This is a genomic window from Streptomyces sp. NPDC047515 (assembly GCF_040643055.1).
Taxonomy (GTDB): Bacteria; Actinomycetota; Actinomycetes; order Streptomycetales; family Streptomycetaceae; genus Streptomyces.
In genome coordinates this window covers 45,761-63,994 of sequence record NZ_JBEYTM010000002.1, presented here as the reverse complement: position 1 = coordinate 63,994, position 18,234 = coordinate 45,761, and the positions used below count along the sequence as shown (strand labels likewise).

Sequence of the window (18,234 nt, the reverse complement as noted above, 5' to 3'; positions counted from 1 at the left end):
TTGATATCCCGGAAATAAACTCACGAGTAAAGTGCTACTTTTTCGTAGGACGCGCGGGTCCTCGTCGCCGGGGCGGGGGCCGGGGCGCTCACGGCCGCCCGCACCCTGCTGCGCAACGGCGTCACGCGGATCGCGCTGCTCGGCCCCTCCATCGCCGACCCGGGCGGCGTGCGAGCCCTCGACGAAGAGGTGCGCGCCCTGGTCGGAGCCGGGGTGTCCGCCCAGGTGGAGCAGCTGTCGCCGGACTGGGCCGACGGCTGGACGGACCAGGTGGCCGCCTGGCGGCCGACCGTCGTCCTGGCCACCGCCTACGGTGTGCCGGGGGCGCTGACCGGTCCGCTGGCCGGTCTCGCCCGCGACGCGGGCGCCGCCTTCCTCGCCGCCCGCGGCCTTGGGCGGATCGTCGTCAAGGGGCCGCTGGCCGGGCCGGGCGGCGGATCGGCCTGCTGGGACTGCCTGCGGCTGCAATTCGCCGCGAACGCCCCGGACGAGCTGGCCGCCCGGATACTGCGGGACGAGTCGCCGACCGGCGTCCACCACCGGCTCTTCGCCACACCGGCATCCCCGGCCGGGAATTCCGCACTCACGGCGATCGTGGATTCCGCCACCGGCAGTGAATTGGCCACGGAACTCATCAAATTCCTCTCGGGTGCATTGGATTCCGATCTCGTCGGCGCCGTGGTCGTCCAGGACGCGGAAAATCTCGAAACATGGTGCGAGTTGATTCCGCTTCGCGCGGACTGCCCTTCCTGTGGGCCAAAGGAATACGAAGAATCAGTCGGACTCAAGGCATTTCATAATGGCGATGCCGACCTCGACGAAAGCGCGGAGGAGCGGACGGCCCGCTACAGTGCGGTCCTCGCCCCGACCACCGGTCTGCTGCGCACGTTCGACGACGACGATTTGCCTCAGGCGCTCCTGCGCGCGGCCAGGCTGCTCACCTCGGCGTCCGCCGCGACCGACGTGTACGGGTTCAGCGTCGGCACCTCCCTCGACGCCCGTGCCGACGCCGTCGAACGCGCCCTGCGCCACGCCGCCGCCCACGCCCCCTCGCCCGTGCCCGTGAGCCGCACCACGGCTGCCCTGCTGCGCTCCGAGGGAGCCGTCGTGGCGCAGGCGCAGCCGCCGGGCCGTTCGGACGACGCCGCCCTCGTCACCGCCGCGAACGACGACCCGCCGAGGCCCTGGACACCGGCGCTGCGCCTGCGCGACGACGCCACCGTTTGGGTGCCGCTGGACCGTCCGGTCGCGGACGGCCCCACCGCGCTCGCGGGGTTCGGCGCCGGGGCGACCGCCCGGGAGGTCATCGGCGCTGCCCTGACCTCGGTGCTTCTGGCCGAGCGGCTCGACGACTGGCTCGACGGCGCGGCCCCTGCCGTGCCGGTCGACGCCGCCCGCGACATCGACGCCCTGCACGCACCACTCGCGCTCGCCCTGCGACGCACCGGCGTGCTCCGCGTCCAGGCCCTCACGGACCCCGAAGGTGACGACGGGGACGTCGCGGACGTGGTCGTCGCCCGCTACGAGGCCGAGGGGCGCGGCCTCCAGGTCGCGGCGGCAGGCCCGACGCGCCGGGCGTCCGTCGGTGCGGCCCTGCTCGAACTGGCCGGCAGGGCGGAGCAGTCCGATCCGTACGCCCATCCGGACGGCCCCGGGACCGTCCTGTGCCCTGCGCACTGGCCCGCCGTGGACCGCGTACCGCTCGGGGCGCCGGCACAGCCCGCGGACCGGCCGGACGCCGAGCCGTACGGCGCGGCCCCCGACCGGGTCGGGCGGGTGTCGACACCCCGCCGCCGCGCGCCCGACTCGAACGCTGGGACCTGCGCACCCGTACGCTCGCCACCGTGCGGGAGGGCGTCGACGCGTACGAGCCGGCCGGCGACGGCGGCCACCTGCTGGTCCACGACGGCCAGGACCTGCTCGTCCGTCCCACCGGCACCGACCGGCCGGACCGGCCCGTCGACCTGTCCCGGGTCCGTACCACCGTGGACCCGGCGGCCGAGTGGGCTCAGGCCTTCGCCGAGGACGAGCGGCTGATGCGGGACAACGTGTGGCGCCCCGACCTCCCCGAGCTCGACAGCGGCGAGGGCGGCCCCTGGGCCCGGCGCCGGCCGCTGCTCGAACGGATCGGCACCGCCGACGAGTTCACCGACCTGCTCTGGGACACGCACGGCGACCTGCGCTGCTCGCACGCCTACGTCTGGCCCCGGGCCGCCACCGGCCCGGTCGCCGAGCGGCCGGGCCTGCTCGGCGCCGACCTGGCCCGGGACGCGGACGGAATCTGGCGCATCGCGCGGATCGTGCCGGGGGAGAGCTCTGCACCGGGCGCCCGGTCGCCGCTGGCCGTTCCCGGTGCGGGACTGCGCGCGCGGGACGCGCTCCTGGCCGTGAACGGTTGCCCGGTGGACCCCGCGGCCGGGCCCGCGCCGCTGCTGCGGGGCACGGCGGAGCAGCCGGTCGAACTGGCGGTGCGTCCGGCGGCGGGCGGCCCGGTCCGGCGGGTGACGGTCCTGCCACTGGCCTCCGAGGCGGCCCTGCGCTACCACGACCTCATCCGTGGCCGGCGTGCCCGGGTGCGTGAGCGCAGCGGCGGGCGCCTCGGCTACCTCCACGTGCCGGACATGGTGCCGAACGGCTGGGCGCAGCTCCACCGGGACCTGCGTGCCGAGGCGGGCGCCGACGGTCTCCTGGTCGACTTCCGGGAGAACAGCGGCGGCCACCTCTCGTCCCTGGTCCTCGAACGCCTCGCCCGACGTCCCGTGGGCTGGCAGCTGCGCCGCGGCAGTCGGCCGCAGCCCTGTCCCGAGCCGGCGGCACGCGGTCCGCTGGTCTTCCTCGCCGACGAGCTGTCCGGCTCGGACGGCGACAACGTCGTGGCCGTGGTGCGCGCGACGGGCCTGGGCCCGGTGGTGGGCGTACGGACCTGGGGCGGGGTACGGGGGATGGAGGTCCGCCACCGGCTGGTCGACGGCACCCGCCTCGTCCACCCGCGTGGCGCCTTCTGGTTCGAGTACGGCGGATGGGGGCTGGAGAACCATGGCGTCGAACCGGACGTGGAGGTGCCGGTCGCCCCCCCCACGACCGGGCGGCGGGCCGGGATCCCCAGCTGGAGCGGGCCGTCGAGATCGCCCTGCGCTCCCTGGCCACCAGCCCCGCCCTCCGGGCTCCGGCGCTGCCCGCGCAGCCCGGATGACGGTGCCGGCCGCACCCCGGCCGCGGCCCGGCGGGCGTTCCGGGCCCTTGGGCCGCCCCGCCGAGGGCTACCGCAACCGCCGCGCTCACACTCACCCGGGCGGAAGGGGGGAGTCGGTTCTCCTTGCCCCGGCGGGCCCGGACACGGCCGGCCGCCGACGCGCGGCGCGGCCAGCGGAAGCGGGACGGTTCACACGGCCGTCCCCTGCACCCCCGCCGTCTGCCAGAACCGTTCCACGATCCTTGCCAGGAAAGCCCGTCCGGCGTCGCCCGTCGCCCCGGCGCTTTCCGTGCCCGTGCTGCTCCAGCTGAGCGTCGACACCATCAGCGCCTGGTAGTCGGCGTGCAGCTGTTCCAGTACGTCCTGCAGGAACCCGCGCTCCAGCGGCACCAGCTTCGCCACCGGCCGGACATGGGCCTGCCAGCGCGTCGTCACCGCGCCGCGCAACAGCTCCGCCAGCTCCTCCTCCCGGCCGGAGACCGCCACGAACCCGGCGGCCGTCAGCCCCAGCAGCTCGCTGAGAGCCGCGGACTGGCGTTCATTGCCGCGCCAGCGCCCCGACTCCTCCATCCGCAGATACGCCGAGGCGGTCAGCCCCAGCAGACGCGCCAGCTCCTCCACGGCCAGCTCCCGGGCCACCCGGTGCTCCCGCAGGGTGCGCGCGGCGGTGAGCAGCTCGCCCGGCGAGCACCACAGCACCCCGGCCAGCGCCGTGAGTTCGTGCTCGCTCGGAACGGCGAGCCCACGCTCCCAGGCGATCACCGTCTCGGCGCTGACGCGGAGTCCGTACTGGGCTCCGAGGCCGTACGCGACATGACCGGGAAGCATCCCCAGGGCCTCGCGGAGTCGGCGCGCGGCGGGGGCGTTGAAGGGCGGGGAGGGGTGCACGGCCCCACCGTAGGAGTCGATACGCCGTCTGACCACGGTGTGTTCCACCGATATCACGACTCGTAGGAACGTCCTAGGGTGTTCTACGGGAACGGCGTCATCCGTGCGGAGCGGGCGGACGGGACTTTCGAGACACCCCCTCGCGTCGCACGGCGCTCAGTGCGCCTGGGCCACCCACCGGTAGTGCAGCTCCGGACGCCCGATCTGGCCGTACTGCGGACTGCGCACCGCGCGCCCCACCGTCACCAGGTGCTCCAGGTACCGGCGCGCGGTGATCCGCGAGATGCCCAGCTCCGCCCCGGCCGCACCCGAGGTCACGCCGTCCGGCGCGGCCCGCAGGACACGGGTGACGGCCTCCAGCGTCGGGCCGCTCAGCCCCTTCGGCAGCCGGGACGGCTGCGGAGCGCGCAGGGCGCCGAGCGCCCGGTCCACCTCGTCCTGGCCGCTCGCCTCACCGGCCGCCGCGCGGAACTCGGCGTAGCGGACGAGCCGGTCGCGCAGGGTCGCGAAGGTGAAGGGCTTCAGTACGTACTGGACGACACCGAGCGACACCCCTTCCCGGACCACCGCGAGATCGCGCGCCGACGTCACCGCGATGACATCCGCCGAGTGCCCGGCCGCGCGCAGCGAGCGCAGCAACTGTAGACCGTGCCCGTCGGGCAGATACAGATCCAGCAGCAGCAGATCGACCGGCGTGCGGTCCAGCGCCCGCACGGCCTCGGCACGCGAGTGCGCGACCGCGGCCACCGTGAATCCGGGGACCCGGCCCACGTACAGCCGATGGGCGTCCGCCGCGACGGGATCGTCCTCGACGACCAGCACCTGGATCACGCGGTGGCCTCCTTCGTGGTCTGCGTCGTGCGGTCGCCGACGGCCAGCGGCAATCGCACCGTGAACTCCGCACCGCCGTCGGGGCCGCGGTCCAGCGTCACCGTCCCGCCGTTGCGGTGCACCGCCTGCTGGACGAGGGCCAGGCCGATGCCCCGGCCCGCGCCGCGCGTCGACCAGCCCCGGTCGAACACCTCGGCGGCGTCGTCCGGATCGATCCCGGCCCCGGTGTCGGCGACCCGCAGCAGCAGCTCGCCCTCGTCGGCGAGCGCGGTGACGGTGACCCGCGCACGGGCGCTCCGGCCCGGCCCGGCCGCTCGCGGGGCGGGCACGGATTCCGGACCGGGTGCACCGGTCACCGCCTCCGACGCCGCGTCCACCGCGTTGTCGATCAGATTGCCGAGGACCGTCACCAGATCCCGGTGCGGCAGCCTCGCGGGCAGGGCGCCGTCGTCGATCAGACTGTCGTCCGCCAGCACCAGCTCCACCCCCCGCTCGTTCGCCTGCGCCGCCTTGCCGAGCAGCAGCGCCGCCAGCACCGGCTCGGCGACCGCGTCCACCACCCGGTCGGTGAGGGCCTGGGCCAGCTCCAGTTCCGCGGTGGCGAACCCCACCGCCTCCTTGACCCGGCCCAGTTCGATCAGCGAGACGACGGTGTGCAGCCGGTTCGCCGCCTCGTGCGCCTGCGAGCTCAGTGCCTGGGTGAACCCCCGCTCGGAGTCCAACTCGCCGGACAGTGCCTGGAGTTCCGTGTGATCGCGCAGCGTCACCACCGTGCCGCGCTGCTCCCCGCCCACCACCGGGCGGGTGTTGACCACGATCACCCGTTCCGCCGTCAGATGCAGCTCGTCGACCCGCTCCTCGGAGGCGAGCAGCGCACCGGTCAGCCGGGCCGGCAGATCCAGCTCGGTGATCCTGCGCCCGACCGCCCCCGGCCCAAGACCGAGCAGCTCCCGGCCCGCGTCGTTGATCAACGCGATCCGGCGCCGCCCGTCGAGCATCAGCAGCCCCTCGCGCACCGCGTGCAGCGTGGCCTGGTGGTAGTCGTGCATCCGGCTCAGCTCGGCCGCGTTCATGCCGTGCGTGTGCCGCCGGAGCCGGGCGTTGATCACGTACGTCCCGAGGCCGCCGAGCGCCAGCGCCCCGCCCGCCGCCGTCCCCAGCGCCCCGAGCTGCGCCCGCACCTGCGAGGAGACCCGGTCGACCGTGATGCCCGCGCTGACCAGACCGGTGATCCGGCCGCCGTCCCGGATCGGGGTGACGACCCGGATCGAGGGGCCGAGCGTGCCGGTGTACGTCTCCGAGAACGTCTCGCCGCGCAGCGCCCGCGCGGTGTGCCCGAGGAACTTCTCCCCGATCCGGTCGGTATCCGGATGTGTCCAGCGGACCCGGTCCGGGGACATGATCGTGACGAAGGCGATCCCGGTGTCCGCGCGCACCGTCTCCGCGTACGGCTGCAGCACGGCGGACGGGTCCGGGGTGCGGATGGCCTCCCGTACGGACGGCGAGTCGGCGATCGCCAGCGCGGCGGCCCTGACCTGCCGGGTCGCGGTCTGGTTCGCCTGCTCGCGGCCGGAGACGTAGGCGAAGAACGCACACCCGACCACCACGGCCGTGAGCAGCACCACCTGCATGGCGAAGAGCTGGCCGGCCAGGCTGCGCGGGCGGGTACGGGGGCGGGGGAAGCGCATGGCCACAGTGTGCCTGGCCGAAAACATATGAACGAAATGTACGTAACAGTGACCGGCGTCACAGCGAAGCGGGATAGTCGCCAAGCCCCCCAGGGACGGGGGAGCGACCCTGACGAGCCGAGGAGAACCCCGTGGGAGTGGCAGCCGCCAAGCGGGACCGTACGCATTATCTGTATCTCGCCGTGATCGCGGCTGTGGGCCTCGGCATCCTCGTGGGCTTCGCGGCCCCGGACTTCGCCGTCGAACTCAAGCCGATCGGCACCGGCTTCGTGAACCTGATCAAGATGATGATCTCGCCCATCATCTTCTGCACGATCGTGCTGGGCGTCGGATCGGTGCGCAAGGCCGCCAAGGTCGGCGCGGTCGGCGGCCTCGCCCTCGGCTACTTCCTGGTGATGTCGACCGTCGCACTCGCCATCGGGCTGCTCGTCGGCAACCTCCTGGAGCCCGGCCAGGGCCTCCACCTCACCGAAGCGGTGCGCGCCGCCGGTGAGAAGCAGGCGGCGGGCGCGAGCGAGTCCACCGTCGACTTCCTGCTCGGCATCATCCCGACGACGATGGTCTCCGCCTTCACCGGGGGCGAGGTGCTGCAGACCCTGCTCATCGCCCTCCTCGCGGGCTTCGCACTCCAGGCCATGGGCTCGGCGGGCGAACCGGTCCTGCGTGGCATCGGCCACATCCAGCGCCTGGTGTTCCGGATTCTCGCCATGATCATGTGGGCGGCCCCGGTCGGCGCGTTCGGCGCGATGGCGGCGGTGGTCGGTGAGACCGGTGTCGACGCGCTGAAGTCGCTCGCGATCATCATGATCGGCTTCTATGTCACCTGCGCGATCTTCGTCTTCGTGGTGCTCGGCACGATTCTGCGGCTGGTCGCCGGGGTGAACATGATCTCTCTGCTGAAGTACCTGGGCCGCGAATTCCTGCTGATCCTCTCCACCTCCTCGTCGGAGTCCGCCCTGCCGCGGCTCATCGCGAAGATGGAGCACCTCGGGGTCAGCAGGCCGGTCGTCGGCATCACCGTGCCGACCGGCTACTCCTTCAACCTCGACGGCACCGCGATCTACCTCACGATGTCCTCGCTCTTCATCGCCAACGCGATGGGCGACCCGCTGAGCGCCGGTGAGCAGATCTCGCTCCTCCTCTTCATGATCGTCGCCTCGAAGGGCGCGGCCGGAGTCACCGGCGCGGGTCTCGCCACTCTCGCGGGCGGCCTCCAGTCGCACCGCCCCGGACTGGTCGACGGCGTCGGGTTGATCGTCGGCATCGACCGCTTCATGAGCGAGGCCCGTGCCATGACGAACTTCGCGGGCAACGCGGTGGCCACCGTCCTGGTCGGCACCTGGACCAAGGAGATCGACAAGGAGCGGGTGGACCAGGTCCTCTCCGGCGCGCTCCCGTGGAACGACGAGATGCTCAACCAGGACGCCGGGCACGGCGACGGCACGGACAGCGTTCCCCGGCCGCGCGACGGCGAGCGGGAGCCGGCCACGGCGAAGGCCTAGATACCCCCGGCCACACCACACGGGCACAGGGCCGTCGCGGAAGCCTCCGCGACGGCCCTGTGCCGTCTTCCGCTGCGCCTCCTCCTTGCCTTGACGTCCGCGTCAAGGTCTACGGTCGAGGACATGCGAATCGGGGAGCTGGCCGAACGGGCCGGGACGACCACGCGGACTCTGCGGTACTACGAGTCACGCGGACTGCTGCCCGCGCGGCGGGCCGACAACGGGTACCGCGCCTACGACGAGGACGATCTGCGCCTCGTCCAGCAGATCCGGACCCTGCAGGACTTCGGGTTCGAACTGGAGGAGACCCGGCCGTTCGTCGAGTGCCTGCGCGCCGGCCACCCGGCCGGTGACGCCTGCCCCGCCTCGCTCGCCGTCTACCGGCGCAAGCTCGGCGAGCTCGACTCGCTCATCGAGCAGCTCCGGGCAGTACGCGCCCAGGTGGGCGCACAGCTCGCGAGAGCCGAGCTGGAGGCCGCGGCAGAACTTCCGGGCGGCCCGGAACCACGTTGTGAACTGGGAGGATGACAGATGATTCATGCAGCAGAGGGTGTGGCCGAGGTCACCGATGCCACCTTCGACCACGAGGTGCTCGGCGCCGACCTGCCCGTCCTGGTCCAATTCACCGCCGACTGGTGCGGCCCGTGCCGCCAGCTCGCCCCCGTCCTCGGCGCCGTCGCCGCCGAGGAGGCCGGGCGTATCAAGATCGTCCAGATCGACGTCGACACCAGCCCCGGGATCGCGAGCCGGTACGCGGTGCTGGCGACACCGACCCTGATGGTGTTCCGCTCCGGCGAACCCGTGAGGTCGATGGTGGGCGCCCGGCCCAAGCGCAAGCTGCTCCAGGAGCTGGAGGACGTGTACGCGACGGTGTGAGCGGCGCGACTCCCGGGGGCCGGCCCCGCCGGGGCCCATTGCTTACCTCCCGGTGGGTATCCGACTTGGAAGTCGGTTCTTGTCGGCCGGTGTCACGGCGATGAGCATGGTCCGCATGACCGCCACGAACACCTCGTCCACACCCGTCACCGTCACCGTCATCGGCCTCGGCTCCATGGGCCGGGCCCTCGCCGGCGCTCTCCTGGACGCCGGCCGCCGCACGACCGTCTGGAACCGTTCCCCGGGCAAGGTCGAAGAGCTCGTCGCCCGGGGTGCGGTCCGCGCCGCGTCGGCCGAAGAGGCCGTACGCGCAAGCGAGTTGGTGGTCGTCTGCGTCGTCGACCACGAGGCCTCGCGGCAGTTGCTCGGCCCGCTGACGGACGCTCTCGCCGGGCGCGTCCTGGTCGACCTCACCTCCGACACCCCGGACCGGGTCCGCGCCTCCGCGGCCTGGGCGCAGGCTCATTCGCTCGACTACCTGGCGGGCGCGATCATGGTGCCCATCGAGGTGGTCGGTGGGCCGGAGGCGCTGATCTTCTACTCGGGTTCGCGGTCCGCGTACGGCAGGCACGAGGCCGTGCTCAAGGCGCTCGGCGCCAACGCCCCGTTCCTGGGGCCCGAGCACGCACTCGCCGCGGCCTACGACATGGCGATGCTGGACTTCTTCTACGGGAGCATGGCGGGGCTGGTCCACGCCTTCGCCCTGGCCGGGGCGGAGAACATCCCCGCCGCGGCCATCGCACCGTATCTGCGGACCATCGTGGACATCCTGCCGCCCATCGTGGCCGGGACAGCGGCCGACGTCGACGCGAAGCAGTACGACGGGGCCGGAGCCAACCTCGCCATGATGGCCGCCGGCGTCGATCATGTGCTGCACGCCGCCGCCGGCAGGGGCCTGGACACGTCCCAGCTGGAGGCGATCAAGGCCGTCTGCGAGCGTGCCATCGGCAAGGGGCACGGCGCCGATTCCTGGGCGAGCACGGTCGAGGCGCTCCGGGGCTGAGCGGGCCGGCCCGGCGGGGCCCGCGACCGGGAGGCGGCCGTGGGCCCCCGCCATCCGGTTCACACCGGCTTGAACCAGACCGTCGCCAGCGCTGGCAGCGTCAGCAGGATGCTGCCGGGGCGGCCGTGCCAGGTGACCGGCTCGGGCTTCAGCGGTCCGGGATGGCGCACATCGCTGCCGCCGTACCGCGCGGCGTCCGTATTGAGGACCTCCGCCCACGCGACCTGGTCACCGAGGACGTCCGGGACGCCGATGCGGTAGTCGTGCCGCACCACGGGGGAGAAATTACTGACGGCGAGCAGCGGCGAACCGTGCTTGCCGTAGCGCAGGAAGACGAAGGCGTTGTCCTCGGCCGCACCGCCGTCCACCCAGTCGAAGCCCCCCGGGTCGGTGTCGCGCTGCCAGAGCGCCGGGGTCGCCCCGTACACCGCGTTCAGGTCGCGGACCAGGGTGCGTACGCCCCGGTGGTCGGCCTCCGCCTCGTACGAGGGGTCGAGCAGCCACCAGTCCGGACCGTGCCCCTCCGACCACTCCGCACCCTGGGCGAACTCCTGCCCCATGAAGAGGAGTTGCTTGCCGGGGTGGGCCCACATGAAGCCGAGGTACGCCCGGTGGTTGGCGCGCCGCTGCCACCAGTCGCCCGGCATCTTGCTGACCAGAGCCTGCTTCCCGTGCACCACCTCGTCGTGCGAGATCGGCAGGACGTAGTTCTCGCTGTACGCGTACACCATCGAGAAGGTCATCTCGTTGTGGTGGTACTTGCGGTGCACCGGCTCCTTCGACACGTACTGCAGGGAGTCGTGCATCCAGCCCATGTTCCACTTCAGCCCGAAGCCGAGCCCGCCGAATCCGTCGGGGCCGACCTGATGGGTGGCGCGGGTGACGCCGTTCCAGGCGGTGGACTCCTCGGCGATGGTGACGACACCCGGATTGCGACGGTAGACGGTGGCGTTCATCTCCTGGAGGAACGCGACGGCGTCCAGATTCTCCCGGCCGCCGCGCTCGTTCGGCGACCACTGCCCGCTGTCGCGCGAGTAGTCGAGATAGAGCATCGAGGCGACGGCGTCGACCCGCAGGCCGTCGACGTGGAACTCCTCGCACCAGTAAGTGGCGTTGGCCACCAGGAAATTGCGTACTTCCGTGCGTCCGTAGTCGAACTCCAGGGTGCCCCAGTCCGGGTGCGCCGCCCGCGACGGGTCGGAGTGCTCGTACAGCGGGCGGCCGTCGAACTCCGCGAGCGCCCAGTCGTCGCGCGGGAAGTGCGCGGGCACCCAGTCGACGAGGACGCCGATTCCGGCCCGGTGCAGCGCGTCGACGAGGAAACGGAAGTCGTCCGGCGTGCCCATGCGCGAGGTCGGCGCGTAGAAACCGGTGACCTGATAGCCCCAGGAGCCGCCGAAGGGATGCTCGGAGACCGGCATCAGCTCCACATGTGTGAACCCCAGGTCCTTCACATACGGGGGGAGTTGCGCGGCCAGCTGACGATATGTCAGGCCCGGTCGCCAGGAGGGCAGATGCACCTCGTACACGGAGAACGGCGCCTCGTGCACCGGTACGTCCCCGCGGTGCGCCATCCACTCCTGGTCCCGCCACTCGTGGTGCGAGGCCGTCACGATCGAGGCGGTGGCGGGCGGCACCTCGGTGCGGCGGGCCATCGGGTCGGCGCGCTTGGTGTGCGAACCGTCCGGGCGGCAGATGTCGAACTTGTAGAGCGTGCCCTCCCCGATCGCGGGCAGGAACAGCTCCCACACCCCGGAGGAGCCGAGCGAACGCATCGGGAAGCCGGTGCCGTCCCAGTAGTTGAAGTCCCCGACGACCCGCACACCGCGGGCGTTGGGGGCCCAGACGGTGAACCGCGTGCCGACGACGCCCTGATGCTCCATGGGCTGCGCGCCGAGGGCCGTCCACAGCTCCTCGTGCCGCCCCTCGCCGATCAGATGCAGATCGAGCTCGCCGAGGGCGGGCAGAAAGCGGTACGGGTCCTGCACCTCGGTCTCGTCGTCCTCGTAGGCGACCAGGAGCCGGTACTCGGGAATGGAGGTCATCGGCAGCAGGCCCGAGAAGAGGCCGTCGCCGTCGTCGTGCAGCCGCGCCCGCAACCCCTTGGCGAGGACGGTCACGGATCGCGCGTACGGGCGCAGCACCCGGAAGGTCACACCGCCGCGGCCCGGATGGGCGCCGAGCAGGTCGTGCGGGGCATGGTGCTCGCCGGAGAGCAGCCTGGCCCGGTCGCCGGCGTCGAGCGGGCGTGCCTGGCGCACGCCCTGGCTGCCGACGGCTCCCCGGGGACGCGACGGCGCGGCCCCGGCGCCCAGCCCGGCCGCCGGCTTCTGCCGCCCGGCCGGGTCGGTGGAGGCGGTCGGGTCGGCCGGGGCTGCGGAGTCGGCTGTGGCCGCGGGGACGTCGGGGGCGGCCCGGGATGCCGGGGATGCCGTCTTCGCCGGTGCCGGCGGCCGGACTTCGGGGACCTCGGGCTCGGTGGGGGCGGGCGTCTTGCGGGACGGCTTGCGGGCGGTCACAGGGACAGCCTCCTCGGAGGTGTTGTCGGGGCGGAACGGGGCGAGGTGGGGGCGGGGCCGGGCGGTGGAGCGGGTGCGGCGACGGCGGGACCGCGCACGGCGGTCGGCACCCGGGCCGTCAGTCGGCGACGGTGGCCAGGCGGTGGATCGCCGCCATCGGGACCGGCAGCCAGTCGGGCCGGTGCCGTGCCTCGTACAGCACCTCGTAGACCGCCTTGTCGGTCTCGTGGGCGCGCAACAGCTCCGGTTCGCTGCGCGGGTCGACCCCCGCGGCCTTGGCGTACCCCTCGCAGTAGGCGGTCCGGCAGCACGCCGCCCACTCGGCGTTCCACGGGCGGTGCGAGCGGGCCGCGTAGTCGAAGGAGCGGAGCATGCCGGCGATGTCGCGCACCGGAGGCTGCGGCCGGCGGCGCTCGGTCAGCGGTCGGGCCGGCTCGCCCTCGAAGTCGATCAGCGACCAGAAGCCGTCGGCCGCGCGCAGGGTCTGGCCGAGGTGGAGATCGCCGTGCACCCGCTGCGCGGCCCAGCCGTGGCCCCGGTGTCCCAGCGCGGCCACGGCGTCGAAGGCGGCGCGCAGCCCGGGGACGTACGGCACGAGTGCCGGCACCGCCTGCGCGGCGGCCTCCAGCCTGCGCACCATCGCGGCGGCGAGATGCTGGGTCTGGGCGCGGCGCAGCGCGGGCGTCGGCAGGGCGGCGGCGAGCGCGGTGTGCACCTCGGCGGTGGCCCGGCCCAGCGCGTGGGCCTCGCCGGTGAAGTCGCGGCCCGCGGCGAGGGCGCGCAGGGCGAGCTGCCAGCCGTCCTGCGCGCCGCGCAGGAACGGCTGCAGGACACCGAGGGTGAGCGGCTCCGGGGCGGTGGCCTCGAACCAGGCGACGGGGGCGGGCACCCGTCCGCAGCCCTCGCGGGCGAGCGCGAGCGGCAGTTCCAGATCGGGGTTGGTGCCCGGGGAGATCCGGCGGAAGATCTTGAGGATGTAGGCGTCGCCGTAGACGAGCGAGGTGTTGGACTGCTCGGTGTCGAGCAGGCGCGGTGCGAGCTCCGCGGCGATGGGGGCGCCGCCCCGGTCGAAACGCAGGACGCCGAGGGTGCCCGGCGTGCGGAACCGCTCCAGCAGGAATGCGGCGAGACGCGGGTCGTGCAGGCCCTCGTAGACGGTGCGGCCCGCGAGCGGCCCGTCCGTCACATGGCCGATGAGCGCGGGCGCCAGCCGTGGCGGCAGCGTGGCCCTTACGCCGAGCAGCAGTTGGTAGCAGTCGTCCGGCGACTGGGCCGGCATGGACGGCTGGTGGGCCCGGACCAGCAGATGCAGCAGCCCGGCCCCGGTTCGGGCGCCGGTGGAATCGGTGTCCACCGGCAGTATTTCGGTCGCCGACACCAGCGAGAACGCGGTGATCGGTTGCCCCTTGCCCGCGAACCACCGCTGCCTGGGCAGCCATTCGTGCAGCAGGGGAGCGAGAGACGGGAGCAGGGCTGTGCTGGCGGCAGCCAGGGCGACCCGAGTGGAGGCAGCCTCCGACATGGCATCGCGTCCTTTCCCCGGGCACACCACAGGATGCGAAGAGTGTCCCGGATTGCGGCAATAGCTGTCCGGCTGTGCGGGACGTGTCGGGTCAGGATGGTCCGTACGGACTCGACTCGAAGGGATCGAAACGCCAGAGGGGCCCCGGAAGAGACCGGAAGCGCTCGATATGGGGGAGAGGGTGCCCCGTGCGGGGCGGTGGAAACCGCCCCGCGACGGGTGGTGCGCGGTGGCACCGGGTTAGCTCGGCGGCACGTCCTTGCGCAGTCGGAACCAGTAGAAACCGTGTCCGGCGAGAGTCAGCAGGTAGGGCCACTGACCGATGGCCGGGAACCGTACCCCGCCGATCAGCTCCACCGGATGCCGCCCGTCGAACGACCGCAGGTCGAGCTCCGTCGGCTGCGCGAACCGCGAGAAGTTGTGTACGCACAGCACGAGATCGTCCCCGTGCTCCCGGGTGAAGGCGAGCACCGCCGGGTTCGACGAGGGCAGTTCGTTGAACGAGCCGAGTCCGAAGGCGGGGTTCTGCTTGCGGATCTCGATCATCCGCCGCGTCCAGTGCAGCAGCGACGACGGCGAGGCCATCGACGCCTCGACATTGGTGACTTGGTAGCCGTAGACCGGATCCATGATGGTGGGCAGGTAGAGCCGCCCGGGATCACTGGAGGAGAATCCGGCGTTCCGGTCGGGCGTCCACTGCATCGGCGTGCGTACGGCGTCCCGGTCGCCCAGCCAGATGTTGTCGCCCATCCCGATCTCGTCCCCGTAGTAGAGGATCGGGGAACCGGGCAGGGACAGCAGCAGCGCCGTGAACAGCTCGATCTGGTTGCGGTCGTTGTCGAGCAGGGGTGCCAGCCGCCGGCGGATGCCGATGTTGGCCCGCATCCGTGGATCCTTGGCGTACTCCGCGTACATGTAGTCGCGTTCTTCGTCCGTGACCATTTCGAGGGTGAGCTCGTCGTGGTTGCGCAGGAAGATGCCCCACTGGCAGTTCTTCGGGATCGCCGGGGTCTTGGCCAGGACTTCGGAGACCGGATAGCGGCTCTCGCGCCTGACGGCCATGAAGATCCGGGGCATCACGGGGAAGTGGAATGCCATGTGGCACTCGTCGCCGCCCGCCTGGAACTCGCCGAAGTAGTCGACGACGTCCTCCGGCCACTGGTTGGCCTCGGCCAGCAGCACGGTGTCCGGGTAGTGCGCGTCGATCTCCTTGCGGACCCGTTTGAGGAAGTCGTGGGTCTCCGGGAGGTTCTCGCAGTTGGTGCCCTCGCGCTGGTACAGGTACGGCACGGCGTCCACGCGGAACCCGTCGATGCCGAGGTCCAGCCAGAAGCGCAGCGCGGAGATGATCTCCTCCTGCACCGCCGGGTTCTCGTAGTTGAGATCGGGCTGGTGGGAGAAGAACCGGTGCCAGTAGTACTGCTTGCGGACCGGGTCGAAGGTCCAGTTGGACGTCTCCGTGTCGACGAAGATGATCCGGGCGTCCGGGAACTGCTTGTCGTCGTCGGCCCAGACGTAGTAGTCGCCGTACGGTCCCTCCGGATCGGAGCGGGACTGCTGGAACCACTCGTGCTGATCGCTCGTGTGGTTCATGACGAAGTCGATGATCACGCGCATGCCGCGCTGGTGCGCGGCGTCGACGAACTCCACGAAGTCGGCCAGATCACCGAACTCCGGCAGTACCGCGGTGTAGTCGGAGACGTCGTAGCCGCCGTCGCGCAGCGGCGACTTGAAGAACGGCGGCAGCCAGAGGCAGTCGACGCCGAGCCACTGCAGATAGTCCAGCTTGGCGGTGATGCCCTTGAGGTCGCCGATGCCGTCGCCGTTGGAGTCCTGGAAGGACCGGACGAGGACCTCGTAGAAAACGGCGCGCTTGAACCAGTCGGGATCGCGGTCCTTGGCCGGGGTGTCCTCGAACAGGTCGTGGACGGGCTCATTGACGATCATGGTGTGGGTGACCCTCCGGTCGGCGGGGACGGTCGCAGGACGACGATGTGCGCGGGCGTGACGCCCGGCTCCAGGCGCACATAGAAGGTCCTGCCCCAGTGATAGGTGTCGCCGGTGAGCTCGTCGCGCACCGGCACGCTCTCGTGCCGGTCGAGGCCGAGTCGCGGCATGTCCAACGAGACCGTGGCCTCCTGGGTGTGGTGCGGGTCGAGGTTGGCGACCACCAGAACGGTGTTCGAACCCGAACGCTTGCTGTACGCGATCAGCGCGTCGTTGTCGACGGAGTGGAAGTGCACATCGCGCAGTTGCTGCAGCGCCGGGTGGCGGCGTCTGATGCGGTTGAGCCGGGTGATGAGCGGGGCCAGCGAGCGGCCCTCGCGCTCCGCCGACTCCCAGTCCCTGACCCGGATTTCGTACTTCTCCGAGTCGAGGTACTCCTCACTGCCGGGACGGACCGGAGTGTTCTCGCACAGCTCGTAGCCCGCGTACACACCCCAGGCCGGGGAGAGCGTCGCGGCGAGAACGGCTCGCGCCTCGAAGGCCGGGCGGCCCCCGTCCTGGAGATAGCCCGGCAGGATGTCCGGGGTGTTCACGAAGAAGTTGGGCCGCATGTAGGAGGCGGTCTCGCCCGACAGTTCCGTGACGTAATCGGTGATCTCCTGTTTGCTGTTGCGCCAGGTGAAATACGTGTACGACTGCTGGAAGCCGATGGCGGCGAGCGCATGCATCATCGCGGGCCGGGTGAATGCCTCGGCCAGGAAGATCACATCCGGGTCGGCCCGGTTGATTTCGGTGATCACCTTCTCCCAGAAGACCACCGGTTTGGTGTGCGGATTGTCCACGCGGAAGATCCGCACCCTGTGATCCATCCAGAACCGCAGAATGCGAACGCTCTCCTCGACCAGTCCGTCGAGATCCTTGTCGAAGGCGATCGGATAGATGTCCTGGTATTTCTTCGGTGGATTCTCGGCGTAGGCGATCGTGCCGTCCGCGCGGTGATGGAACCACTCGGGATGTTTCTCCACCCAGGGATGGTCGGGAGAGCACTGGAGTGCGAAATCCAGTGCGATCTCCATGCGCAGGGTGCGGGCGGTGCCGACGAAATGATCGAAGTCGTCGAGGGTGCCGAGGTCGGGATGGACGGCGTCGTGGCCACCCTCGGCCGAGCCGATCGCCCAGGGCACGCCCACGTCATGGGGAGCGGGGGAGAGCGAGTTGTTGGGGCCCTTGCGATGGGTGGTTCCGATGGGATGGATGGGAGGCAGATAGACGACGTCGAAACCCATGGCCGCGACCGCGGGCAGCCGCTCGGCAGCTGTACGGAAGGTGCCGCTGACGATTCTCTCCGGCCGGGCCGCCGCCGCCCTGCCCGCCCGGCCCTTCCTGGCCGCCCCGGCCCGCCCGGCCGGTTCGACCCCCGCCCCCTCCGAGCGGGGGAACAGCTCGTACCAGGAACCGAACAGGGCCCGTCGGCGCTCGACCACCAGGGGGAGCGGGGGAGACTCGGTGACGAGTTCGCGCAGCGGGTGACGGGTGAGGGCGGCCTGTGCCTCGGGGGCGAGTGCCGCGGCCAGCCGGGCGGCGGCCGGGCGGGACTCGTCGCGCAGCGCGTCGGCGGCGGCCAGCACCGCCTCGCGCCCGTCCCGCTTGGGTACGCCCTCGGCGGCCCGTTCGTACAGTCCGGCGCCCTCCGCCAGGACGAGCGCGGTGTCGCTCCCCGCCGGGATCTTGATCTCGGCGTGCTGCCGCCAGGTGGCGAGCGGATCGCTCCAGGCCTCGACCGTATACGTCCAGTGCCCCTCGGAGTCCGGGGTGACATCGGCGCCCCAGCGGTCGGTGCCGGGCGCGAGTTCGCGCATCGGCGTCCAGGGGCCGGGCCGCCCGGCCGGATCCAGCAGCACCACATTGGCGGCGACGGCGTCGTGGCCCTCGCGGAAGACGGTCGCGGTGACCTGGAAGGTCTCACCGGCAACGGCCTTGGCGGGCCTTCTGCCGCAGTCGACGAGGGGACGGACGTCGAGGACGGGAATGCGACCGATCATGGAATCACCTGGGGACTGGGGCTCGGGCTGAACGGGGCGCGACACGGCCGCGGAGCGCGGAATTCGCGCACCGCGAACGATGGGGTCCGTCCTTTCTAACTGTTCCGTTGACGGCTGATGGGGTGTGGGCATGGCCGCTCCTGTCCGCATTCACTCGAATGGCACTCGAACGGCTGGGGTGCGGATGTGTTTCGCGGAGGTAAACCGGATGGGCGCCGGTCCC

At 71.8% G+C, this 18,234-nt stretch carries 12 protein-coding genes and 1 pseudogene; 6 read left to right on the top strand and 7 right to left on the bottom strand.

Features of this window, described 5'->3' with window-relative positions:
• Nucleotides 1-168: 168 nt before the first annotated feature.
• Together ABZ826_RS01690 and ABZ826_RS01685 are read left to right on the top strand one after the other, a co-directional pair.
• Entirely contained in the window at nt 169-2,037 is a 1,869-nt protein-coding gene (locus ABZ826_RS01690; RefSeq protein WP_361440574.1) for a hypothetical protein, read from the top strand.
• Nucleotides 2,037-3,002 (top strand): annotated as a pseudogene (locus ABZ826_RS01685) (PDZ domain-containing protein); the annotation flags it as partial. The gene ABZ826_RS01690 and the pseudogene ABZ826_RS01685, both read left to right, overlap by 1 nt.
• 380 nt (nt 3,003-3,382) lie before the next feature.
• On the opposite strand, the gene ABZ826_RS01680 reads toward ABZ826_RS01685, so the two are convergent.
• The 3 genes from ABZ826_RS01680 to ABZ826_RS01670 form a co-directional block, all read right to left on the bottom strand.
• Nucleotides 3,383-4,021, bottom strand: a complete 639-nt coding sequence (locus tag ABZ826_RS01680) for an XRE family transcriptional regulator (RefSeq protein ID WP_361441121.1) — start codon at nt 4,019-4,021, stop codon at nt 3,383-3,385.
• A gap of 216 nt (nt 4,022-4,237) precedes the next feature.
• The gene (locus tag ABZ826_RS01675; RefSeq protein WP_361440571.1) at nt 4,238-4,912 is read right to left on the bottom strand and encodes a response regulator; all 675 of its coding nucleotides are present in this window, start codon (nt 4,910-4,912) and stop codon (nt 4,238-4,240) included.
• Nucleotides 4,909-6,600 (bottom strand): sensor histidine kinase, encoded by a 1,692-nt coding sequence (locus ABZ826_RS01670; RefSeq protein ID WP_361440568.1) that lies wholly within the window; start codon nt 6,598-6,600, stop codon nt 4,909-4,911. Before ABZ826_RS01670 ends, ABZ826_RS01675 begins: the two co-directional genes overlap by 4 nt.
• 131 nt (nt 6,601-6,731) lie before the next feature.
• Here ABZ826_RS01670 and ABZ826_RS01665 point away from each other — a divergent pair, with 131 nt between their 5' ends.
• From ABZ826_RS01665 to ABZ826_RS01650, 4 genes are all read left to right on the top strand, one after another.
• A complete protein-coding gene (locus tag ABZ826_RS01665) occupies nt 6,732-8,102 on the top strand; it encodes a cation:dicarboxylase symporter family transporter (RefSeq protein WP_361440565.1) in 1,371 nt (456 codons plus the stop codon).
• A gap of 123 nt (nt 8,103-8,225) precedes the next feature.
• Entirely contained in the window at nt 8,226-8,630 is a 405-nt protein-coding gene (locus tag ABZ826_RS01660) for a MerR family transcriptional regulator (protein WP_361440562.1), read from the top strand.
• Between the two features lie 3 nt (nt 8,631-8,633).
• Nucleotides 8,634-8,978: a thioredoxin gene (trxA, locus tag ABZ826_RS01655; protein WP_361440559.1), complete on the top strand. Its 345-nt coding sequence runs from the start codon at nt 8,634-8,636 to the stop codon at nt 8,976-8,978.
• 115 nt (nt 8,979-9,093) lie between these two features.
• Entirely contained in the window at nt 9,094-9,981 is an 888-nt protein-coding gene (locus tag ABZ826_RS01650; protein ID WP_361440556.1) for an NAD(P)-binding domain-containing protein, read from the top strand.
• Nucleotides 9,982-10,040: 59 nt separating this feature from the next.
• On the opposite strand, the gene glgB is transcribed toward ABZ826_RS01650, so the two are convergent.
• The 4 genes from glgB to ABZ826_RS01630 form a co-directional block, all read right to left on the bottom strand.
• The gene (gene glgB / locus ABZ826_RS01645) at nt 10,041-12,500 is read right to left on the bottom strand and encodes a 1,4-alpha-glucan branching enzyme (RefSeq protein WP_361440553.1); all 2,460 of its coding nucleotides are present in this window, start codon (nt 12,498-12,500) and stop codon (nt 10,041-10,043) included.
• Nucleotides 12,501-12,618: 118 nt separating this feature from the next.
• Nucleotides 12,619-14,022 carry a maltokinase gene (locus tag ABZ826_RS01640; RefSeq protein WP_361440550.1) on the bottom strand — a complete coding sequence of 468 codons (1,404 nt, stop codon included), beginning with the start codon at nt 14,020-14,022 and terminating at the stop codon, nt 12,619-12,621.
• Nucleotides 14,023-14,262: 240 nt separating this feature from the next.
• The gene (gene treS / locus ABZ826_RS01635) at nt 14,263-15,969 is read right to left on the bottom strand and encodes a maltose alpha-D-glucosyltransferase (RefSeq protein ID WP_361440547.1); all 1,707 of its coding nucleotides are present in this window, start codon (nt 15,967-15,969) and stop codon (nt 14,263-14,265) included.
• Nucleotides 15,966-18,011, bottom strand: coding sequence for an alpha-1,4-glucan--maltose-1-phosphate maltosyltransferase (locus ABZ826_RS01630; RefSeq protein ID WP_361440544.1), 2,046 nt, complete (start codon nt 18,009-18,011; stop codon nt 15,966-15,968). Before ABZ826_RS01630 ends, treS begins: the two co-directional genes overlap by 4 nt.
• Between the last annotated feature and the right edge of the window lie 223 nt (nt 18,012-18,234).